This window comes from Citrobacter sp. CK206 (assembly GCF_030333125.1).
GTDB lineage: Bacteria > Pseudomonadota > Gammaproteobacteria > Enterobacterales > Enterobacteriaceae > Citrobacter_B > Citrobacter_B koseri.
The window spans coordinates 66,514-83,872 of record NZ_JAOWGM010000029.1 but is presented as its reverse complement, the minus strand read 5'-3'; the positions used below and the strand labels follow the sequence as shown (position 1 = coordinate 83,872).

The window sequence follows — 17,359 nt, the reverse complement described above, 5'->3', positions numbered from 1 at the left end:
TTACTTCGCTTCTATTTTAAAGGCGCGCGGCTGTGGATTTTTGGTTTCGGGGCCGAACCAGACGTCATAGATTTTAGCCGCCTGTCCGGTGGCCTCGAGCTTCAGCAGTTCATCGTTCACCGCCTTTAACAGCGCGGGTTCGCCTTTTTTCACCCCGACGCCGATTTCCTCTTTGCTCAGCAGGTCGGGTAGGATTTTAAAGTTGGCTTTGTCCGGCGCCCCGCTTAACAGACCCGCCAGAATGGTGCTGTCCTGGGTGATCGCCTGAACGTTGCCATTACGCAGCGCGGTCAGCGCCAGCGGGATATCATCATAGGCCAGCACGCGGGATTGCGGGAAACGCTGGTGCAACGCCTGTTCCCCCGTTGTTCCTTTCACCGCGCCAATTCGCGCGCGGCTGTACTCATCCAGCTTGTCGGGGGAGGTCGCCGGAACCAGGAATTGTTGCCCGGTGACAAAATAGGGAACGGAAAAGTCGATAACCTGGGCGCGCTCCGGGGTGATAGTAATATCTGCGACGATCAGATCGGCCTTACCCGATTGCAGTAACGGGATACGGTTGGCTGGGTTGGTGGCGACCAGCTCCAGTTTGACTCCCAACGATTTGGCCAGCGCTTCGGCAAAATCAACGTCGTAACCAACGATTTTATGCGTTTGCGGATCGACGGAGCCAAACGGCGGATTCGCATCGAACGTGGCCACTTTCACTACGCCGGCGGCTTTAATATCCGCCAGTTGATCGGCCTGGGCGGGTAACGCGGCAATACCGGATGCGAATAGCGCACTTAATGCCAGTAATGTTTTTTTAGTGCTGTGAATTGTCGTTGCCATCATCTTCTTTGATATCCCTGTAGAGACGCTAAATAATTCATGTCGCGGTCAAAAAGGCCGCTGCATTCGCGACATGATTGGGTTTGTCTTTTTACGCTCCCACAACTCGCCGTCGTCACCAAATAAGAAAAGATTCTTATCTATATACAAAAAGATATTAGTAAAACAGATGTTAATGGTCGGTGAATTAAGATGGGCTGGTCTAATGCAATAAATGCACAAGGATGGCAGGATTTCGTATTTCATTTTTTCACGCGAATGCGCTGCAATAAAACGCATCCAGCATACAGACAGAGGGGCGGAGAAGATGAATGGGTTTAAACGTCTTTGGCATACTGTGGTGAAGGCACGTCCACAGACCCGACAGTACGATGCGGAGCCTCATCTTCAGCGTATTGTTGAGTCTGTTCTTCCTGTTGCCAGCCTGTATGGCGTGGATATCGCCAACATTGATCCGGAGTGGTTCCGTGATAAAACAGAACGCTGAACATCGACAAACGCGCGAGGCATACTGGAACGAAATCTGCGCGCTTTCTGCGGCTTAATCCTGAATAAAAAACCGGCATTACGCCGGTTCTGTCGTTATATTTTGCAGGCATCGCCGCAGTCATCATCCGCAATAACCGCCTGGGCTTTTTTATCTGCATCTTCCAGACGTTCAGCGTTACGCTCTTGCGCTTCCTCCAGCCCGTCAAAGACCAGATTGTTGAGATCAATATCCATCAATCACCTGTTTAGTTCAGTGTTTGCCAGCTTTCCAGTATAGGGCAAAATCTGTGATTGATGCACCTTGCGCTATTGGCGATCGGTGCGGTTGCCAGCAGGGAAAGTGGAAATCCCGCCATCCCTGCCAATAGGTTACTGCTCGGTGAGTTCCATATCAGCGATAAAGGGGAGATGATCGCTTGCCGACGACCAGGTGAAAGCAGGGGAGTTATGCGGAATGTCTATCTTCTTCACATCCCATTTTTGCCCCTTGAAAGTGAATATGTGGTCAATATCAATCGCCGGGTTAACCGCAGGCCATGTACGATAATCTGTCCCCTGTTTCTCAACCGGATTAAAGAAATAGCTAATTTCTTTTAACGGCTGTTCGTCACGGGTAGAGTTGAAATCGCCAGCCAGAATTTTTATTGAAGAGGCGATATCTTTAAAATCGGATGACGCATCGCCAATACTGATATCCAGCAGATGGCGGACTTGCTCAATTCGCATGGTGGGATCTTTTTGCCAGTCGAGGTGGGTAACCATGACCAGTACCGGCGTATCGAAACCTGGAACCTCAATTTGCGCCAGTAATGCTACCCGTTGTTCTGCATCGCCTGAGGGTAAATTGATAACCTGAGTATGCTGAATTTTGTATTTCGATAAAATGCCGAGCCCGTATTCACCACCGTCAAAATCCAGCGCCTTACCAAAGGCATAGTGATAGTTATTTGCATCAGCGATCGTTTTCAATTGATCAATCTTTTGGCTTCTTTCGGTTTTATTATCAACCTCTGGAACCGCAATGATATCAGCTGCAATTTTTTTGATAGCGGCGTTAAGCGACGTGAAATCAGCTACATTTTCGGACGCTTCATTTTTGCCGATGTTATAGGTCGCAATTCTTAAATGAGGCTTGTTGCTTTCATAAATCTTATCCGGGACACCGCCTTTCTGAACGGCGAGAATTTCATTACCGGCAAGTTTTTCACTGGCTATAGCGTGCGTGGAAAGGCAGCTTAGCGCGAGGAATGTCAGTGTAAAGATGTTTTTCATAACGAATAGAGGCCTTGTTTATTTGCTGTTGTCGCCACTATAACGCGCATAAAAATAGGTTACTGTGAGACTTTGCACAAACTTATATTGTTTTGCGAAATAAGTGATTAAAGTACATTCACCAGAATTTTAAATGTGAATGAAGGCCGTAACGGTTTACTTGACCCGCAGAGCCTTTCGGGTAACTGTATGTAATGTTGTAAAAATCTGAATTTCACCTGTAAAAAAAGGAATAACGAAGAGATGTATGGCCGTGAGTATCGAAACGGGCGTCGTCGCATGGCGCCGTTTTTAGCGATCTCTTGCATTACTTTGCTGTATGGCGCGAAAGGGTATGCCAGGCCGGATATGGAGCCGCTGGGACCGAATATCGCCGATCGGGGTTCCGCGTTTTACCATTTCAGGGTTGAAAATTTCGACTCCGCCGACGGAAAAAGGCATTACAAGGTCTGGACCGGCGTTCCTGATAAAACGCCGCCAGCGTCGGGTTATCCGGTTCTGTATATGCTGGATGGCAACGCGGTGATGGACCGCCTGACGGAGGACTTGCTGAAACAACTGGCGGAAAAAACGCCCCCCGTTATTGTCGCCATCGGCTACCAGACCCACTTACCCTTTGATCTGAACGGCAGAGCCTATGATTATACGCCCGCGCTGGAAGTGAAAAGCGGGGCGGAGGGACGCTACCGTCGACCGGGTGGCGGCAGTGGGGACTTCCGTCGACTGCTGGAGACGCGTATCGCGCCGCAAACGGAACAAGGACTCAACATCGATCCTGAACGACGCGGCGTATGGGGACACTCCTACGGCGGCTTATTCGTCCTTGATTCGTGGCTGTCGTCGTCATTTTTTCGGTTTTACTACAGCGCCAGCCCATCGCTGGGAAGAGACAATTCCTCGTTGTTAACCCGGTTAACCACAATGGATGCCGCGAAAAATTACCATAAACGTTTATTTTTCATGGAGGGTTCCGCTTCACCGGGGAAAAACGCGCAGACTCCGGTTTCCGATATCCTGAATAAAACCCGCGACGCCGTTTCCGCCCTGCAAAAAAATGGGCTTGCGGTTGCCTGGTGGAATTACCCGGGGTTGACGCACGGGCCGATGTTCACCGCCTCTTTTCAGAGCGCGTTACTGAATATGAGCGCGGAGGAGACTCCCGGGGCAGCGCGCTGCGATTAACCGGGCAGTGAGTGAAGAGGGCGGCGGGAAGCCGCCCTTAGCCATTACACTATGATGCGTGTCTGGTGGTCGTCAGAAGTGCAGTCCCACCTGCATGTAGTAGGTGCGGCCAGGTTCGTTATAGGTGTTCGCACCGGCTCCCCACAGATACGCGCCCGTGGTGGCGTTACCGGTAGTCTGGGCATTTCCTTCACGGAAGTGGCGCTTGTCGAACAGGTTATCGATCCCTGCGGTTACATCCACATATTTCGTCACCGCGTAAGTCGCACTCATGCCCACCAGCGCATAAGGCGATACCTGTCGGGTTTCGCTGCCCGAAGTGGGGTTCCCTTGATAAGTGTATTTTTTCGGTTTCTGGCGGCCATACCACGTCAGCGTACCCTGCACCGACAGATCGTTAGCGGCCTGCCACTCCAGCGTTGAGTTGATGGTGTATTTGGGAATAACCGACAGGTAATCTCCACTCTTCTTATTCTTGTTCTCGATGATATAGGTGAAGTTATTTTTCATCTTCAGCGTATCGGCGAGCGGGAAATTGAACGTCCCTTCCAGCCCCTGAACGACGGCTTTTGGCACGTTTTCCCATTGATAAATATTTGCGGAGGTGGCTTTGCCCGCAACCGAGTCACCGGCTGCAATCTTGTCATGGTAGTCGTTGCGATACCAGGTCAGCCCGGCCTGCACTTCATCATGATTATATTCAATCCCTACCTCTTTATTGACGCTGGTTTCTGCTTTCAGATCGCGGTTGCCTTGCAGATAGCAGGCGCCGCCGCCGTAGCATCCCTGGCCTTTACTGAACAACAGGTAGTTGGGGTTGGTTTGATACAGGTTTGGTGCTTTCCATGCGCGGGCAATACCCAGTTTTAACGTGAAGTCACCGCCCAGTTCCTGGGAGAGGTTCAGTGACGGACTCCAGTTACTGCCGCTAATACTCTGGTGGTTGAAGCGAACGGCAGGGGTCAGACGGGTGCTGTCCGTCAGTTCAAGGTTATCTTCCGCAAAGATGCCGTAAATATCCGCTGAGCTGTATTTGCTGCGCCCGGTATCGGCAATCCCCGGAACCGAGCCCCCGCCGGTGGTGGATTCGGTATTCGACGACGGATCTTTCATCGCCTGGTGGTTAAATTCCGCGCCAAAGGTCAGCGTCTGGCTAACCCACAGGTCAAGCGGGATATTCACTTCCGAGTGCAGGTTGGTGTCATACAACGAAATGGTCGAGAACCCTTCATTTGACGGGCTGAAAATCCCCGAGATGCCGCCAGAGAGGCCTTCATTGAGGCGGGTATTACGCGTTTTTTCAAACTGCACATAGTTATTGGTGGTGACGCCGCTGTCCCAGGCGCCGGTATATTTCAGGCTGAGCGTCTGGCGGTAGAGAACGTTTGTTTCTTTGCCATAATATTTTTTTACCAGCGCGTTGCTGTTGGTGTTTTGCGTATCACCGGCATACAGGTTGCCGTGGCGACTGTAGCCGGCCCCCAGTTCCAGCGCCTGCATCGGCATAAATTCCCAGCGCAGAGCTGAATTGATATCTTTATTGATAAAACCTTCACGGCCAGCGGGGTAGCTACCGGCATAAGAACCGATACGCGGGGTCGTGTGGTTTTCGTTGATATCCTGGGCATCAGCCTGCGTTTTATTCCAGTTACCGTAGACCCGCAGGGTCAGATTATCCGCCAGCGCGCCGCTTAAACTGCCGTTATAGCGTTTGGTGCTGCCTTCGGATTTGTGCTGTGGAAAGTTGTAATAGGTATTTAAACTGCCGTGCCATTCGTCCGTCGCCGGTTTGGTGATGATATTGACGACCCCGCCCATTGCGCCACTGCCGTACATCGCGGCGGCCGGGCCACGGATGACCTCAATGCGCTCGATCATTTCTGGCGGCACCCAGTTGGTGTCGCCACGGGTATCGCGCTCATCGCTCCAGCCATAGCGCACCGAGTTGCGGCTGGAGACAGGCATACCGTCAATCAGAATCAGAGTGTTCTCCGGCCCCATGCCGCGGATATCAATCTGGCGGTTATTCCCGCGTTGTCCGCTGTTAGAGTTCCCGGTGAGATTGACGCCCGGCATGGTGCGAATGATCTCAGCGACGTCGCGCTGTATTGGCCGTTTTTTAATGGCCTCGCTGTCAATGATAGAGACGCCGGGGGCCTGGAGCGTCTGTTCTTTGGCCGTCACGACCATGGTTTCGCCGCTGTTTATTTCTTTGTCGCGGGCAGCCTGTTTCTCCGGTGGGTTACTGGCGTTTGTTTGTTCTGCTTTCTGGTTTGCCGCTGTTTTGATGTCGTCAGCCTGTACCGCAGGAATTGCCAGACTCCCTGCAATAAGCGAACTCAAAAGCGATAATTTATATGCCTTTTTTATCATGATATTAATCACTTGCCATTGTTAAAAGAGAAATTGCGTGAAATAAATTATTAGCAATATTTCTCATTTGCAACACAATAATGATTATCATTTACATTTTTAGGCGTGTGAGCGCGCTGCCGTTAGCGGCAATTTCAGGTTATTAAATAGAATAAAATCAGTAAGATAATTAATATCAGGGCAGCAGGCGTGAAGGGACAGTTGCGGTTGTTGGTCTGTACAACGGTCAAACCATGAATTCAGGAAAGATTTGTGGGGACAATGCGCTGTGGGAACAATGTGCTGTGTGGATAAAGAATGGTGCGTCTGAATGGACTCGAACCATCGACCCCCACCATGTCAAGGTGGTGCTCTAACCAACTGAGCTACAGACGCAGGATGGTGCGTTCAATTGGACTCGAACCAACGACCCCCACCATGTCAAGGTGGTGCTCTAACCAACTGAGCTATGAACGCAATGTTGCAGGTGACAACGGGGACGAATATTAGCGGCAGAGCCGGAATGAGGCAAGAGGGAAAACGTAATTTTCTTCCTGATTTCACTCGATTGCAGAGGAAACGCGCAAAATGTCGAGAGAATAGCCGCCATCCGGCGGCTATTGCTGATTTATCGCGCAGCGCGCTGCAAAATAATCGCTGATGACTGGCGTTGCAGGTATCGCATACGCAGCATCATCATAATAGCCGCAGACGTCAGGCCGATAATAAAGCCCATCCAGAACCCGGCCGGTCCCATGCGATCCACCACCAGATCGGTCAGCGCGAGGATATAACCGCTCGGTAATCCCAGCACCCAGTAAGCTGTAAAGGTAATAAAGAAAATCGATCGCGTATCTTTATAACCACGCAAAATACCGCTGCCGATAACCTGGATCGAATCGGAAATTTGATACACCGCCGCCAGCAGCATCAGTTGCGCGGCGAGCGTGACCACTTCAGGATTGTCGTTATAGAGCAGGGCGATAGGCTCACGCAGCGTCACGGTAAAAATTGCGGTGATAACGGCCATGCAAACCCCGACGCCCAGTCCGGTTCTGGCGGCTGTCTGGGCATCCAGCGTTGAGCCCTGGCCAAGTCGATAGCCCACGCGGATGGTAACCGCAGCCGCTAGCGACATCGGCAATACGAACATCAGCGAACTGAAGTTCAGGGCAATCTGGTGGCCTGCGACATCCACAATACCCAGCGGTGAAACCAACAGCGCCACCACGGCAAACAGGGTGACTTCAAAAAACAGCGCCAGGGCGATCGGCAAACCTAGCTGTACCAGACGTTTCATGACCGCCGTATCCGGCTTGCTGAATCCGCGCTCGTTGCGAATATCGCGCATTGAACGCGCACGTTTCACATACGAGGCCATCGCGATAAACATCACCCAATAGACCGCCGCCGTGGCAACGCCGCAGCCCACGCCGCCGAGTTCCGGCATGCCGAAGTGACCGTAGATGAATATATAGTTCACCGGAATGTTGACCAGCAGGCCAAGGAAGCCTATGACCATGCCGGGTTTGGTTTTTGCCAGACCTTCGCACTGGTTACGCGCAACCTGAAAGAACAGGTATCCCGGCGCGCCCCACAGGAGCGCGCGAAGATAGCCCACAGCTTTATCCGCCAGCGCAGGATCAATGTTATGCATAGAACGGATAATGTATCCGGCATTCCATAGCACAAACATAATGAGAACGGACACACAGCCCGCCAGCCAGAAGCCTTGTCGCACCTGGTGAGCGATGCGTTCGCGGCGGCCAGATCCGTTGAGCTGCGCGATAACCGGGGTCAGAGCCAGTAACAGCCCATGACCAAACAGAATGGCGGGCAGCCAGATAGATGTGCCGATAGCGACGGCAGCCATATCCGTGGCGCTGTACCCGCCAGCCATCACGGTATCGACGAATCCCATCGCGGTTTGGGCGATTTGCGCAAGAATCACCGGTATTGCCAGAGCTAATAACTGACGCGCTTCACTGATATACTTCTGCACGTATACACCTATTATTTGTTGTTATTTGAGAGACTAAAAAAGCCGCCTTAAATGGCAGCAAGAAGAAAATGCAGGGGAAATTTCAGTCTATTGTAGCGAGGAATACGTAATTCTCCAGTGAAAAAACAGGTGCTTTTAGCGCTTTGCTGGCAACCTGATTTTCCACCTGCTATTGTGCTGGGCAGAGATGTATTAACTGATTTCAGGAGTTGCAGGTATGTTTACAGGTATTGTGCAGGGCACCGCGAAACTGGTGTCGATTGATGAAAAACCGAATTTCCGCACGCATGTCGTGGAATTACCTGAACACATGCTGGACGCGCTGGAGACGGGCGCATCGGTGGCGCACAACGGCTGTTGCCTGACCGTCACTGAAATAAACGGTAATCAGATCAGCTTTGACCTGATGAAAGAGACGTTACGCATTACCAATCTTGGCGATCTGAGCGTCGGCGATCTCGTTAACGTGGAGCGTGCGGCGAAATTCAGCGATGAGATTGGCGGGCATTTAATGTCGGGTCACATTATGACCACGGCTGAAATTTCGAAAATTCTGACCTCTGAGAATAATCGTCAGGTCTGGTTTAAAGTTCAGGACCCGCAGCTGATGAAATATATCCTGTATAAGGGATTCATCGGCATCGATGGCATCAGTCTGACGGTAGGGGAAGTGACGCCAACGCGTTTTTGCGTTCATCTGATCCCGGAGACGCTGGAACGCACCACGCTGGGTAAGAAAAAACTGGGCGCTCGCGTTAATATCGAAATTGATCCGCAAACCCAGGCGGTTGTTGACACCGTCGAGCGCGTGCTGGCGGCACGGGAAAGCGCGGCGAATCTGCATGCAGGCGACGCGTAACCCGACGTAAAAACCCCCGCAGCGCGGGGGTTATCAGGATTAGCGGGGAATACGCAGGCCGTGTTCGACGCCGCGAGAAAAAACCACCTGCCATAGCTGTATATCACGGGCGCGAAACGCCCCGGCGCATGCATTCAGATAATAACTGAACATGCGTTTAAACCGTTCGGTGTAATTATCTGCAATTTCCGGCCAGCCGTTGATAAAGCGAGAATACCAGGCCATCAGGGTGGTGTCGTAATCTGCGCCAAAGTTGTGCCAGTCTTCCATCACGAAATGCGATTCGCTGGCATTCGCAATCTGGCGAACAGACGGCAGGCACCCGTTCGGAAAAATATACTTATTGATCCACGGATCGACATTATTATCCGTCTTTTTGGAACCGATAGTGTGGAGCAGGAAAATACCGTCCGGTTTCAAATTACGGTCGACCACTTCAAAATAGGTTTTATAGTTCTTCGGCCCGACGTGTTCAAACATACCAACGGACACAATGCGATCAAACTGATCGTTAAGGTCGCGGTAATCCTGTAGCCGAATAGAAACGTCCAGCCCTGCGCAACGTTCCTGGGCCATCTTTTGCTGCTCGGTGGAAATCGTGACGCCAACGACGCTGACGTCATAATTGGACGCCATAAACTGGGACAAGCCACCCCAGCCGCATCCGATATCCAGCACGCGCATACCCGGCTGCAACTGTAATTTTTCACAAATGAGCTTCAGCTTCGCTTGCTGGGCGGATTCCAGTGTGTCGGCATCTTTCCAGTAAGCGCAGGAATATTGCATATATGGGTCGAGCATGCGGGAGAAAAGATCGTTGCCGAGATCGTAATGTTCTTTCCCGACTATCCAGGCGCGTTTTTTACTTTGTAAGTTGAACAGGCGTGCGCCCGCGATACGCAGCGTATCTTTGAAATGGTGGGGGAGTTGGTTTTCGAGCCCGGCTCGTAAGACTTTACTAAAAAACATGTCCAGTCGGTCGCATTCCCACCAGCCATCCATATAACTTTCACCTAACCCCAGCGATCCTTCCTGTAATACACGTTTGAAAAAATCGGGGTTTTTAACACGAATATCCGCTGGGGCAGTGCCATTGATGGCGATACCCGCACGGCCCAGCAATTCGTTGGTGATACGATACCAGTCATCATCTGGTACGCTGACTTCTTCTATACACGATGAACTCATAGCTTCTCCATCACTTGGTCGGTGATCAGAACCTTAAAACAGCGTAGACGCTTTTTGGGCTTTGTGAGAAATCTCACGGAATAATTCCGCGAGTCTATTATCCGACGTAGAACAGAGGAAGGGAGGAACCCTTACCGAAAAGGCCATCCGTGGTGAAACGGGAACGCTCCGGTTCCCGTTAACGCATAATAATTATCGTAATATTAACAACCGAAATTTAGTATAGGCCTCAAAATTCGATGATACAACCGAAAATTGTTAGCGAGCTAATTACCTGTTGTTGAACATTTTTAGTGAGATTCGCTGTGCGCAACTTCGGTGTTTGCTGCGCGCGCGGCCGGTTCCTGCGCCTGAAGTTGCAGCCAGTATCCCAGCGCCGCCAGAGCCACCGTCGACAGCATTACGCTGGTGGTGGTAAGCAGCGGCGTACTGATCAGCCACGAAACGACCAGGCTTGCCAGGAAACACAGACCCAGTTGCAGCGTGTTCTGTAAGGCTGCTGCGCGTCCGGTCGCTTGCGGGAAGGGGCGCAGCGCCTGGGCGACCACGATAGGGTAGATCGCGCCGTTCGCGATAGCCATCACACAGAATGGAATCAGGATCTCCGTCAGCGAAACATGGCTGATGAAGCTGGCGCCCCAGGTGGCGACCACGCTCAGCGCATAGAGAACCAGTAACCAGGGCAACAGCTGTTGACCCTGCCATTTTTGCAGCGCCGCGCGGCAACCGTAACCGCCCACCAGGAACGCGATGGTCTGCGGTACATAACTCAGGCCAATTACCGCCGGGCTATAGCCCATTTCGCTGAGGATAAACGGGGAACCCGTCAGCCAGGCAAAAAAGCTGGCGGAGCAGGCGGCGTAAATCAGGACGTTGCCGCGATAAGTTTGTGAACGCAGCAGGCTGGCGAAGGTCAGTTTTTCCTGGCTGTGGTCATGTGCTTTTGTTGTTGGCTTTAAGCGTAAGGCGGGCAGCATCAATATCAGCGTAATGATGAACAGCGTGGCAAAAATGGCCTGCCAGGAAAAATGCGTCAGGATCCAACTGCCGAGTAAAGGCGCAAGGGCGGGCGATAAACCGACCAGCGGCATAATGGTGGCGAAGATGCGATTAATTTTTTGCGTTGGATAATAATCCGTCACCAGCGCCTGCCAGATCACCGTAGCGGCACAAACCCCCACCGCCTGAATAAAACGCAATACCAGCAGCCCGGTAGCGCTTTCGACCCACATCATCCCCAGACTGCCCAGCGCAAAGATGGAGAGACCCAGCAGCAAAATGGGTTTACGCCCGTAGCGGTCTGACAGCGGCCCCCACAGCAGTTGCGCGACGGCGAAACCGGCCAGGAACAGACTGAGGCTGGCGCTGACAGCCGCCGCCGGTGTTTGCAGGTCGGCCTGAATTGCCGCGAACGCGGGCAGATACATATCTGTTGCCAGAAAGCCCAGCACGCTGAGACCCGCCAGCCAGACTAAAAAACCTTTTCCGGGTTGCATAATTGTTTCTCTTTTCCAGAAGTAAGACATTGCCGCTGAGTGTAGGGAGTGAAATTCTGCTTGTGAAACGCTAATATTTGGCCACTGGATTCAAAATTTTTGCAGGCAGAATATGTGGTCAGAATATTCACTCGAAGTGGTTGATGCCGTTGCCCGTAATGGCAGCTTTAGTTCTGCGGCGCAGGAGTTGCACCGCGTGCCTTCTGCGGTGAGCTACACCGTCCGTCAACTGGAGGAGTGGCTGGCGGTGCCGCTTTTCGAACGACGCCATCGGGATGTTGAACTGACCCCCGCCGGGGCATGGTTTTTAAAGGAAGGGCGCTCTGTTATCAAAAAAATGCAGATCACCCGACAGCAATGCCAGCAGATCGCCAACGGCTGGCGGGGTCAACTGGCGATTGCGGTCGACAATATTGTTAAGCCGGAGCGCACCCGGCAGATGATTGTTGATTTTTATCGTCATTTTGATGATGTGGAATTGCTGGTCTTTCAGGAGGTATTTAACGGCGTCTGGGATGCGCTGTCGGACGGGCGCGTGGAGCTGGCTATCGGCGCGACGCAGGCCATTCCGGTTGGAGGACGCTACACCTTTCGCGATATGGGGATGCTGAGCTGGAGCTGCGTGGTCGCCCGCCATCATCCGCTGGCGTCAATGGCTGGCCCGCTCAGTGACGACACGTTGCGCAACTGGCCGTCGCTGGTCCGGGAGGATACCTCGCGTACGCTTCCGAAGCGCATCACCTGGCTGCTGGATAACCAAAAACGCGTGGTGGTGCCTGACTGGGAATCTTCAGCGACCTGCCTCTCAGCGGGACTGTGTGTGGGAATGGTGCCGACCCACTTTGCTAAGCCGTGGATCGACAGCGGGAAATGGGTGGCGCTACAGCTTGAGAATCCGTTTCCTGATGCGGCGTGCTGTCTGACGTGGCAGCAGAACGACACGTCACCCGCGCTGGCCTGGCTACTGGACTATCTGGGCGACAGCGAAACGCTGAATAAAGAGTGGTTACGGGAGCCGGAAGAGGCTCCCGCAGAAGGGGATTAACGGCGATAGTCGCGGAACGGGCCATCGGCGACAGAGCGACGCTCAATCAGACGCGGATGCACCTCAATGGACTGCGACTCTTCGCGTTTATTGACGATACGGTCAAGCAGCATATTGAAGGCCGTTTCACCCAGAGAATCTTTCGGCTGGTGAATCGTCGTCAGCGCAGGCGTAAAGTAACGCGCGTTGCGCACGTTGTCGTAGCCGATGACCGAGATATCCTGCGGTACGCGCAGCCCCATCTCGTCAGCGGCGCACAACGCGCCCATCGCCATAATGTCGCCACCGCAGAATACGGCCGTCGGGCGGTGAGACTGGGAGATCATTTGCTGCATCGCGCGGTAGCCTGATTCCGGCTCGAAATCACCCTGAACGATCCAGTTTTCCGGCACGTTTATCAGCGCTTCTTCCATCGCTTTCATAAAGCCAGCCAGACGACCTGCGCCGGTGTTGCGTTCCATTGGGCCAGGGATCACGCCAATTTCACGGTGCCCGCGTTCAACCAGATAACGACCGGCCATATAGCCGCCTGCAAAGGCGTTATCAATGACCGTATCGGTAAAGTCCGCTTTGGCTTCGCCCCAGTCCATCACCACCATCGGGATATGGCGATACTCTTCAAGCATAGAGAGCAGGGACTCAGGGTATTCGGAACACATGACCAGCAGGCCATCCACGCGCTTTTGCGCCATCATGGAGAGGTACGCGCGCTGCTTTTCCAGGTTGTTCCAGGCGTTGCCCAGAATCAGCGTATATCCTTTCTGGAAGCAGTTCTTTTCAACGGCTTCGATAATTTCAGCAAAATAGGCGGCTTCGCTGCTGGTCGCCAGCAAACCAATCGATTTGGTGTGGTTAACCTTCAGGCTGCGGGCAACCGCGCTGGGAGAGTAGTGCAGCTCTTTAATGGCTGCCCATACCGCGTTGCGCGTCTCTTCCGCAACGAAGCGCGTTTTGTTAATTACGTGTGATACGGTTGTAGTGGAAACGTTTGCTCGCTTCGCCACATCTTTAATTGTTGCCATTACATCTCACTCCAGACCATATCCTGAACTCCTGAAAATACTGTAAGTAAACGTTTGCCTTTACACACCTTGATCGCAACGTCAGGGTTGCGGCACGCCGGGAAAACGACACGGAACATCAGGAAGGGGGCAATGGCCGGTACGCTAATCAAGTAAGCGTGGAATTTTGTCTGATCTTGACGAAAAGGGGAAGAGTTAAAAGCGCTTATCAATATAAATCATGGGAGATTTTTGCATTCAAGTGTGTAAAAATGCGCAATATCACTTTTTGTGTGGGAATAAAAAGGAGAAAACTTGATGAGCACCGATCTGAAATTTTCGTTAGTGACCACCATTATTGTGCTGGGCCTGATTGTCGCGGGCGGTCTGACTGCCGCACTGAACTGATTTACCTCTGAGGGAGAGCATTCTCCCTCTGTCTTTCCTCTCTCTTCTTCCTCATTTTTAACCAAATCGTAAAAGTCTTTTGCTATTTTGCTTACTTTATTAGTTTTGTGATTGATGTCATGCTTTTGACTCTTTTGCGTGCCTCGTGACGGCACGAAGCTGCGGAGTCGATGTATGAAAATAAATTATCCCTTACTGGCGCTGGCAATTGGCGCATTTGGTATTGGAACCACCGAGTTCTCTCCTATGGGCTTGTTGCCCGTTATCGCTCGCGGCGTGGATGTCTCGATTCCTGCGGCCGGAATGCTAATCAGCGCGTATGCCGTTGGTGTGATGGTCGGCGCGCCGTTGATGACGCTGCTGCTTTCCCATCGCGCACGTCGTAATGCGCTTATTTTTTTGATGGCGATTTTTACCCTCGGAAATGTGCTGTCGGCCATCTCGCCGGATTACACTACGTTGATGCTGTCGCGGATTCTGACCAGCCTGAATCACGGCGCTTTCTTCGGTCTGGGGTCGGTGGTGGCGGCCAGCGTCGTACCCAAACATAAACAGGCCAGCGCGGTCGCCACCATGTTTATGGGGCTGACGATCGCCAATATTGGCGGTGTTCCTGCGGCGACCTGGCTGGGGGAAACCATTGGCTGGCGCATGTCCTTCATGGCGACGGCGGGGCTGGGCGTAATTTCAATGATTAGCCTCTTTTTCTCGTTGCCGAAAGGCGGTGCGGGAGAGCGCCCTGAGGTGCGCAAAGAGCTGGCGGTGCTGTTGCGACCACAAGTGTTATCGGCATTACTGACCACCGTTCTGGGCGCAGGCGCGATGTTTACGCTCTATACCTATATCGCCCCGGTGCTGCACAGCATTACGCATGCAACGCCTGCTTTCGTTACCGGTATGCTGGTACTGATTGGCGTTGGCTTTTCTATCGGCAACTACCTGGGTGGAAAACTGGCGGATCGTTCGGTTAACGGCACCCTGAAAGGATTTTTGCTGCTGCTGATGGTGATTATGCTGGCGATCCCGTTCCTGGCGCGCAACGAAGTGGGCGCCGCTATCAGCATGGTGGTATGGGGGGCGGCGACATTCGCGGTGGTTCCGCCTTTACAAATGCGCGTCATGCGGGTTGCCAGTGAAGCGCCAGGTCTCTCTTCATCGGTCAATATCGGTGCCTTTAATCTCGGTAATGCGCTTGGCGCAGCGGCGGGGGGCGCAGTGATTTCCGGTGGTTTGGGCTACAGTTTCGTACCGGTGATGGGGGCGATTGTGGCAGGGCTTGCGCTGTTGCTGGTCTTTGTCTCTGCGCGCAGACAGCCTGAAGACGTTTGCGTGGCGAACTAAGCGCAGCATTAAAACGCAGAAGGGACTCCCTTCTGCGTTATTCTCTTTATGCCGCGAAGTTTTTCGCCACAAAGTCCCAGTTTACCAGCGCCCAGAAGTGCTCCAGGTAGCCAGGACGGGCATTGCGGTAGTCGATATAGTAGGCATGTTCCCACACATCAACGGTCATCAACGGCGTGGCGTCGGTGGTCAGCGGCGTACCGGCATTCGACGTAGAGACGATAGCCAGTTTCCCATCCGTCCCTTTCACCAGCCAGGTCCAGCCGGAACCGAAGTTCTTAATTGCGGCGTCGGTGAACTGCGCTTTGAAATCGGCAACGCTGCCGAAGGACGCGACAATGGCGTCAGCCAGTTTACCCGTTGGTTCGCCGCCAGCATCTGGCGCCAGGCAGTTCCAGTAGAAGGTGTGGTTCCAGACCTGGGCCGCGTTATTGAAGACGCCGCCTTCAGCGCTGCGAACGATCTCTTCCAGTGATTTCCCCTCAAACGGCGTGCCTTTGATCAGGTTGTTAAGGTTGGTCACATAGGTCTGATGATGTTTGCCGTAATGATATTCCAGCGTCTCAGCAGAAATGTGCGGTGCAAGAGCATCTTTGGCATACGGTAATGCAGGTAATTCAAACGACATTGCTTCTCTCCTTATATTTATATTAGGTGCGCACAATAACCTTATTGTACGTAAGGATAGGGTAGCAAATTGAAAGGTGATACAAAAGAAGAACTTACCCTGTAGCCATACTACAGGGTAACGTTTTATCGAATGGTTTTCGGCGTCATGACCCGGCGTGCGCCCACGTAATGGCGCTGCCAGTAATCTTCGCTAAGAGAGGTAATCTGTATTTCCTGACCGCTGCGCGGAGACTGAATAAATTTGCCGTTGCCAACGTAAACGCCAACGTGATCGGCAGTACCGCGACCCTGAGTACGGAAGAACACGAGATCGCCATTTTTCAGTTCGCCACGTTCAATCGGCGCGGCATCACGCAAATGATACATTTCATTTGCAGTACGCGGGATGCGGAATTTCACCAGATCCTTATACGCGTAATAAACCAGACCGCTGCAATCAAAACCGGTTCGTGGAGACGTTCCGCCCCAACGATACGGTTTGCCAATCTGATTCATTAATTTATTCATCGCCGTGTTGGTGGCTTTCTGCATTTTCGCTTTATGCGCATCGGCAATGGCAAGCGGGGCGCCTTTTACTTTGACACAATGCGGCTTACGACCCTTGCGCGGCGTACATTTTTCCGTCCAGGTTACGGCGGCGGTTTGTGTGGTGGCGGGTTTGCTACGACGGCTTGCAGTTTTGCTGGTTTTCGCAGGGGAGGCAATGCGTTTTTTCGATGTGGAGGCCGTTTTACTTTGGGTTTTACTCACGGCTTTTTTTGCAGTCTTCGTTTTTTTCTTGCTGGTCGCGGTGTTCTTCTGCTTATCTGCCGTTTTCGTGACATGCGCGGCAGGCGTCGCCCTGGCTTGCCGGGAGGCATGCGCCATTGACGTAAAAGGGAGCGTGGTAAAAAGCAAAGCACAGAGCGTGATCGAGATCCGGTTTATCCGCGCCACTGAGCAATCCTCTGGTTAAGGGCAGGTCGAATTCATGCCTGCGTATGATTTACAAAACGCATCGATTCTAATCTATAAAATCCCCGGAAGTTAATAGCTTTTGTCATCTAAAATCGCGTTTCGTTATTGAGTGCAAAAAAAAGCAGCAACAAAAGCGGAAACGGGTCAACAGATAAACAATTCCATACTGTTTAAGTGGATAAGAGATATTTAGAATGCAACTTCAGGCTTCAGACGATAAAATAGTAAAGCGTGATGAAAATGTTATTTTCCGTTGCCAGCCTGACCCGCTACAATGTCAGACTACTGCCGTAAAGAAGTTTAAGG

The 17,359-nt window shown here is 52.3% G+C and carries 16 protein-coding genes and 2 tRNA genes; 6 read left to right on the top strand and 12 right to left on the bottom strand.

Going from position 1 to position 17,359, the window contains the following annotated elements:
- Complete coding sequence (locus OGX81_RS15190; RefSeq protein WP_104868715.1) at positions 1–834, bottom strand: ABC transporter substrate-binding protein; 834 nt, start codon at positions 832–834, stop codon at positions 1–3.
- Between the two features lie 304 nt (positions 835–1,138).
- On the opposite strand from OGX81_RS15190, the gene OGX81_RS15185 reads away from it, so the two are divergent.
- The gene (locus OGX81_RS15185; protein ID WP_024130375.1) at positions 1,139–1,318 is read left to right on the top strand and encodes a hypothetical protein; all 180 of its coding nucleotides are present in this window, start codon (positions 1,139–1,141) and stop codon (positions 1,316–1,318) included.
- Between the two features lie 95 nt (positions 1,319–1,413).
- Here the strand turns inward: OGX81_RS15185 and OGX81_RS15180 are convergent, their stop codons facing one another.
- On the bottom strand, positions 1,414–1,554 hold the full coding sequence (locus tag OGX81_RS15180) for a hypothetical protein (protein WP_104868714.1): 141 nt from the start codon (positions 1,552–1,554) through the stop codon (positions 1,414–1,416).
- Between the two features lie 135 nt (positions 1,555–1,689).
- Positions 1,690–2,592, bottom strand: a complete 903-nt coding sequence (locus OGX81_RS15175; RefSeq protein WP_104868713.1) for an endonuclease/exonuclease/phosphatase family protein — start codon at positions 2,590–2,592, stop codon at positions 1,690–1,692.
- Between the two features lie 243 nt (positions 2,593–2,835).
- Between OGX81_RS15175 and OGX81_RS15170 the strand changes: the two genes are divergently transcribed.
- Entirely contained in the window at positions 2,836–3,774 is a 939-nt protein-coding gene (locus OGX81_RS15170) for an alpha/beta hydrolase (RefSeq protein ID WP_104868712.1), read from the top strand.
- 72 nt (positions 3,775–3,846) lie between these two features.
- Here OGX81_RS15170 and OGX81_RS15165 read toward each other — a convergent pair whose 3' ends face one another.
- From OGX81_RS15165 to mdtK, 4 genes are all read right to left on the bottom strand, one after another.
- Complete coding sequence (locus tag OGX81_RS15165) at positions 3,847–6,147, bottom strand: TonB-dependent siderophore receptor (protein WP_012132552.1); 2,301 nt, start codon at positions 6,145–6,147, stop codon at positions 3,847–3,849.
- A gap of 298 nt (positions 6,148–6,445) precedes the next feature.
- A tRNA-Val gene (locus tag OGX81_RS15160) sits at positions 6,446–6,522 on the bottom strand.
- A gap of 4 nt (positions 6,523–6,526) precedes the next feature.
- Positions 6,527–6,603: transfer RNA gene (locus tag OGX81_RS15155), tRNA-Val, on the bottom strand.
- A gap of 151 nt (positions 6,604–6,754) precedes the next feature.
- Positions 6,755–8,128, bottom strand: coding sequence for a multidrug efflux MATE transporter MdtK (gene mdtK, locus OGX81_RS15150; RefSeq protein WP_012132551.1), 1,374 nt, complete (start codon positions 8,126–8,128; stop codon positions 6,755–6,757).
- Between the two features lie 217 nt (positions 8,129–8,345).
- Between mdtK and OGX81_RS15145 the strand changes: the two genes are divergently transcribed.
- Positions 8,346–8,987: a riboflavin synthase gene (locus OGX81_RS15145; RefSeq protein WP_012132549.1), complete on the top strand. Its 642-nt coding sequence runs from the start codon at positions 8,346–8,348 to the stop codon at positions 8,985–8,987.
- Positions 8,988–9,026: 39 nt separating this feature from the next.
- On the opposite strand, the gene cfa is transcribed toward OGX81_RS15145, so the two are convergent.
- Both cfa and punC read right to left on the bottom strand, forming a co-directional pair.
- Positions 9,027–10,175, bottom strand: coding sequence for a cyclopropane fatty acyl phospholipid synthase (gene cfa, locus OGX81_RS15140; RefSeq protein ID WP_286487582.1), 1,149 nt, complete (start codon positions 10,173–10,175; stop codon positions 9,027–9,029).
- 290 nt (positions 10,176–10,465) lie between these two features.
- Positions 10,466–11,671 carry a purine nucleoside transporter PunC gene (gene punC, locus OGX81_RS15135; RefSeq protein ID WP_024130373.1) on the bottom strand — a complete coding sequence of 402 codons (1,206 nt, stop codon included), beginning with the start codon at positions 11,669–11,671 and terminating at the stop codon, positions 10,466–10,468.
- 112 nt (positions 11,672–11,783) lie between these two features.
- On the opposite strand from punC, the gene punR reads away from it, so the two are divergent.
- Complete coding sequence (gene punR / locus OGX81_RS15130; RefSeq protein ID WP_012132545.1) at positions 11,784–12,716, top strand: DNA-binding transcriptional activator PunR; 933 nt, start codon at positions 11,784–11,786, stop codon at positions 12,714–12,716.
- Here the strand turns inward: punR and purR are convergent.
- A complete protein-coding gene (purR, locus tag OGX81_RS15125) occupies positions 12,713–13,738 on the bottom strand; it encodes an HTH-type transcriptional repressor PurR (RefSeq protein ID WP_012132544.1) in 1,026 nt (341 codons plus the stop codon). The two genes, punR and purR, sit on opposite strands and share 4 nt — an antisense overlap.
- A gap of 297 nt (positions 13,739–14,035) precedes the next feature.
- Between purR and cydH the strand changes: the two genes are divergently transcribed.
- Together cydH and OGX81_RS15115 are read left to right on the top strand one after the other, a co-directional pair.
- Positions 14,036–14,125: a cytochrome bd-I accessory subunit CydH gene (gene cydH / locus OGX81_RS15120; RefSeq protein WP_096753851.1), complete on the top strand. Its 90-nt coding sequence runs from the start codon at positions 14,036–14,038 to the stop codon at positions 14,123–14,125.
- Between the two features lie 174 nt (positions 14,126–14,299).
- Positions 14,300–15,466 (top strand): MFS transporter, encoded by a 1,167-nt coding sequence (locus OGX81_RS15115; protein WP_012132541.1) that lies wholly within the window; start codon positions 14,300–14,302, stop codon positions 15,464–15,466.
- Positions 15,467–15,512: 46 nt separating this feature from the next.
- On the opposite strand, the gene sodB is transcribed toward OGX81_RS15115, so the two are convergent.
- Both sodB and OGX81_RS15105 read right to left on the bottom strand, forming a co-directional pair.
- A complete protein-coding gene (sodB, locus tag OGX81_RS15110; protein WP_012132540.1) occupies positions 15,513–16,094 on the bottom strand; it encodes a superoxide dismutase [Fe] in 582 nt (193 codons plus the stop codon).
- Positions 16,095–16,219: 125 nt separating this feature from the next.
- A complete protein-coding gene (locus tag OGX81_RS15105) occupies positions 16,220–17,032 on the bottom strand; it encodes a C40 family peptidase (RefSeq protein WP_024130372.1) in 813 nt (270 codons plus the stop codon).
- Positions 17,033–17,359 lie beyond the last annotated feature (327 nt).